This is a genomic window from Isoptericola sp. NPDC057391 (assembly GCF_042668085.1).
Classification (GTDB): domain Bacteria; phylum Actinomycetota; class Actinomycetes; order Actinomycetales; family Cellulomonadaceae; genus Isoptericola.
Genome location: NZ_JBHVBO010000316.1, coordinates 1 through 2157, shown reverse-complemented (window position 1 = coordinate 2157; position 2157 = coordinate 1). Strand labels below are relative to the sequence as shown.

The 2157-nt window shown below is 77.0% G+C and carries 3 protein-coding genes; 2 read left to right on the top strand and 1 reads right to left on the bottom strand.

Going from position 1 to position 2157, the window contains the following annotated elements; translation table 11 throughout:
- Positions 1 to 42: 42 nt before the first annotated feature.
- The gene (locus ACFUVW_RS20650; RefSeq protein WP_430573165.1) at positions 43 to 918 is read right to left on the bottom strand and encodes an SDR family oxidoreductase; all 876 of its coding nucleotides are present in this window, start codon (positions 916 to 918) and stop codon (positions 43 to 45) included.
- A gap of 157 nt (positions 919 to 1075) precedes the next feature.
- Between ACFUVW_RS20650 and ACFUVW_RS20645 the strand changes: the two genes are divergently transcribed.
- Both ACFUVW_RS20645 and ACFUVW_RS20640 read left to right on the top strand, forming a co-directional pair.
- Positions 1076 to 1495 carry a winged helix-turn-helix transcriptional regulator gene (locus ACFUVW_RS20645; protein ID WP_430573164.1) on the top strand — a complete coding sequence of 140 codons (420 nt, stop codon included), beginning with the start codon at positions 1076 to 1078 and terminating at the stop codon, positions 1493 to 1495.
- Positions 1492 to 2121 (top strand): NTP transferase domain-containing protein, encoded by a 630-nt coding sequence (locus tag ACFUVW_RS20640; protein ID WP_430573163.1) that lies wholly within the window; start codon positions 1492 to 1494, stop codon positions 2119 to 2121. The genes ACFUVW_RS20645 and ACFUVW_RS20640 overlap by 4 nt, the downstream gene beginning before the upstream one ends.
- Positions 2122 to 2157 lie beyond the last annotated feature (36 nt).

Here is a 2157-nt window from a genome sequence, read left to right as displayed (position 1 = left end):
CCGTCCATCGTCCGGGCCGGCGCCCGCCGCGCCGGTCGGGTCTCAGTCGCCCAGCGCGCGCCGCAGCCCGTCGGCGAGGGGCGTGGTGGGGCGTCCGATCAGGCGGGCGAGGTCGCCCGAGGTGTCGGCGAGCAGGCCGTCGCGCGTGTTGCCGTCGAGCGCGACGACGAACCCGGCCGTGCCCTCGTCGAGGCCGGCCGCGAGCAGCTGGTCGCGGTGCTCGTCGGGGGTGAGCCGGCGGTACGTCACGGGCCGGCCGAGCAGCGCGCCGGCGGTGGCGGCCAGCTCGTCGAAGTCCCACGCGACGTCCCCGCTGAGCTCGTAGACGGAGTCGTCGTGGGAGCCGTCGTCGGCGAGGGCGACGACGGCGGCGGCCTCGGCGTAGTCCGCGCGGCTCGCGCTGGCGACGCGGCCGTCACCGACGCTGCGCGCGATCTCGCCCGTCTCGCGCGCCTGCTGCACGTCACCGAGGTAGTTCTCGGTGTACCAGCCGTTGCGCAGGACGGTGGTCGTGAGGCCGGAGGCTGCGAGCAGCTCCTCGGTCGCCTTGTGCTCGGGGGCGAGGACCAGCGGCGAGGTGTCGGCGTGCGGCGCGCTCGTGTACACGACGCGGCGGACGCCGGCGCCCTTGGCCGCCTCGATCACGGCGCCGTGCTGGCGGACCCGTTGGCCGACGGCGGAGCCGGAGACGAGCACCAGCACCTCGACGCCGTCCAGCGCGGACGCCAGCGTCTCGGGGCGGTCGTAGTCGGCCTCGCGGACGACGACGCCGGGCCCGTCCGGCGCCGCGAGGTCCGCGACCTTCTCCGTCGAGCGCGCGAGGGCCACGACGTCGGCGGGCGCGGCGCCCCGGGCGAGGAGGGACTCGACGACGAGGCGGCCCAGGTGGCCGCTGGTGCCGGTGACGGCGATGGTCATGGTGATGCTCCTTCGATCCAGGCTGAGGTCGGGCTCGCGGCCGGCCCGCGACGGGCCGACCTCGCCAGCATGCACTTACTTTTCGTAAGTGCCAACCCATCGACTGTGCGGTGCTTGTCACAGTGCCTGCCGGGCGACCGCGCCGTATCCTGGGCGGGTGACCACCGACTCCCCCGCCGTCGAGCAGACCGACGCCGGCCCGACCGACGCGATGATCGCCGACGTGTTCTCGCGCGGCTGCACGTCGCGCCAGGCGCTGGAGGCGGTCACCGGCCGCTGGGGCGTGCTCACCGTGGCGGGTCTGCGCGACGGCGCCGTCCGCTTCAACGCGCTCCGCCGCCGGATCGACGGCGTGAGCGAGAAGATGCTCGCCCAGACCCTCCAGGCGCTGGAGCGCGACGGCATGGTGGCCCGGGAGGTCCGCACGACCATCCCGCCGCACGTGGAGTACTCGCTGACCGACCTGGGGCGACGGGTCGCCGACCGGCTCGTCGGCCTCATCGAGGTGCTCGAGGGCGCCGTCGACGAGGTCGGCGCGGCCCAGCGGGCCTACGACGCGCGGCACGAGGGCTCGTGACGGGTCCCACCGTGGCCGTGCTGCTCGCCGCGGGCGCGGGTTCCCGGCTGGGCCGCGGCCCGAAGGCGCTGCTCCCCCACGGTCGCCACGGCGGCCGGCCCCTCGTGGAGCACGCGACGCGCGTCCTCGCCGACGGAGGCTGCGACGACGTGGTCGTCGTGCTCGGGGCCGACGCCCCGCGGGTGGCCGCCGACGCCGACCTGGGCGCGGCGCGCGTCGTCGTCAACGACGACTGGGCGACGGGCATGGCGTCGTCCCTGCGGGCGGGCGTCGCGGCCGCGCTGGAGCCGCGCGACGGCGAGACTCCCGCGCGGGTCGTCGTCGCGCACGTCGACCAGCCCGGGGTCGCGCCCGAGGACGTCGCCCGGCTCCTGGCCGCGCACCGGCCCGGACGCGTCACCGCCTCGCGGTGGGCGGACGCCCCCGCGCCCGAGGGCGGTCGCCCCCGCTGGGCGCACCCGCTCGTGCTGGACGCCGCGCTCGCCGGGCCGGCCGCCGCGAGCGCCGTCGGCGACGCGGGGGCGCGGGCGTTCCTGCGCGCCCACGCCGACCTCATCGACGTCGTCACACACCCCGGCGACGGCCGCGACGTCGACACCGAGGCCGACCTCGACCTCCTCGCCTGATCGTTGTGGGTGGGCGTGTGGCCCTGTTTCGCGCCT

Excerpts from the sequence above, each read along its gene's own strand:
- ACFUVW_RS20650 (WP_430573165.1), bottom strand. The coding sequence starts at position 918 with ATGACCATCGCCGTCACCGGCACCAGCGGCCACCTGGGCCGCCTCGTC.